Source organism: Microcystis sp. M53603_WE2, assembly GCF_030065435.1.
Map to the genome: position 1 here is coordinate 1 of NZ_JASJFF010000502.1, position 1,773 is coordinate 1,773.

Below are 1,773 nucleotides of genomic sequence, written 5' to 3' on the forward strand. Positions count from 1 at the left end.
ATACTATTAGGGGTCGAGAAAATCGTCACCGACCTCCCCTCCCATTCAGAACCGTGCATGAGACTTTCACCTCACACGGCTCCTAGTTTGACGGTTCCCTTGTTAAGGATACAACTTGACATCTTTTTGTTGACCTTGTATTATCTGCATTAACATCGGGTGATGTCGAATTAGATGATTTTAGGCTTCCATCAGATGCCGATTTATCATCGTGACAGTGGCGGTGTAGTAATTGAAGGTTTTTATATTCATCCTTTCCGCCTAAGCTTATTGGGTGAATGTGGTCAACTTCAATTAAATCCGATGGGGTAAAATACTGCCCACATCGGCTACACTTGCCTTGTTGCTTCTTAAGTAGTTTGGCTACTCTTGTAGGTGTGTCAATTGCTTGTCCTCGTCTGGTCGCCCAGTAAGTCCAATTTCCGTCGTAGGGTGAAGCGTCGGCGCGTACTAGGGTATGTCTGACAATTGCTGTCCAATTATGTTTCCATAATTGATAACCGTCTTTGGTTTGGAATAACCAGGATTCGTGTCTTTCTTTCCCATTGCTGAGTTTGACTGTACCCGGTCCAAAATATTTACTCAGCTTTTTGTAGTTCGCTTTACCACATCTTGATACTGTCCATGCCCTTAGCATTAACCAGATTGTGTAATCTAGTTTATTGAAGGTATCTGTAGATACTACTCCTGAGTAGTAGTTAGCCCAACCTCTAATAATTGGGTTTAGGTGACTAATCAGGGTTGATTGAGGTGATGTTTTATATTTTTTGATTACACCTTTAATCGCTTCTGTGTGGGCTTTAATTGCTTTTTGACTGGGTTTGATGTGGGTTTTGTGACCTATTAATCGGCTTACTCTCCCTCCTGTTTTCCCAGATTTGTATTTTCCTACTGGATATTGCCTGATATTGAATCCTAGAAAATCAAAACCGGATTCTTCCGTTTTCCCATTATATTCAATGGGTTTAAGAGTATGACACACTCTGGTTTTTTCTGGTTTGAGTTCTAATCCAATCGGCTTTAACCATTCGGAAATAGCAATCTTGCACTGTTCAATGATTTCGAGTGATGGAGAAATCACTACAAAGTCATCGGCGTATCTTATTAGAACCGCTTGATTTTTACCATTTCCTTTTTGGGGAAATAGTGTTTCAATTAATCTTGCCATTCCATCCAGTGCGATGTTGGCTAGTAGTGGACTTATTACCCCTCCTTGTGGTGTCCCTGTTTCTGTTTCTTCAAATACGCCGTTATCCAATACTCCTGCTTTGAGCCATTGTTTTATGTCTCTTTTCAGGGAACTTGGGCAATGAATTTTAGACAGTAAAGAGTCGTGATTAATTCGGTCAAAACATTTGGCAATATCAGCATCTAATACAAAGTAATTACTTTTATTAATGCTGAGGTATATCCTCGATATTGCATCATGGGCAGACCTTCCGGGTCGGAAACCATAGCTGGTTCCTTCCATTTTTGCTTCCCATTCTGGTTCAAGTGCCGATTTAACCACCGCTTGTCTGGCTCTGTCTTTGATGGTTGGTATTCCTAGTGGGCGTTTTTCATCCCTCCCGGGTTTAGGAATCCATACTCTTCTTAGCGGTTTTGCTTTGAGTGTTCCCTTGATTTCTTCGGTTAGATTTAGCCTTTGTTCTGGGGATATTGCTATCATTCCATCGACTCCTGCTGTTTTCTTTCCTTGATTATCTTGGGTTACTTTGCGTACTGCTAATAGACGAGCATAGTATGATTTCACTAATAGACGTTGCAACTTTC

Annotated in this window: 1 protein-coding gene; it reads right to left on the reverse strand. The window is 41.0% G+C overall.

Annotated features, from left to right (window positions below):
- Nucleotides 1-82 precede the first annotated feature (82 nt).
- A partial coding sequence (gene ltrA, locus PX481_RS10430) for a group II intron reverse transcriptase/maturase (RefSeq protein ID WP_288094552.1) occupies nt 83-1,773 on the reverse strand: 1,691 nt, incomplete at its 5' end.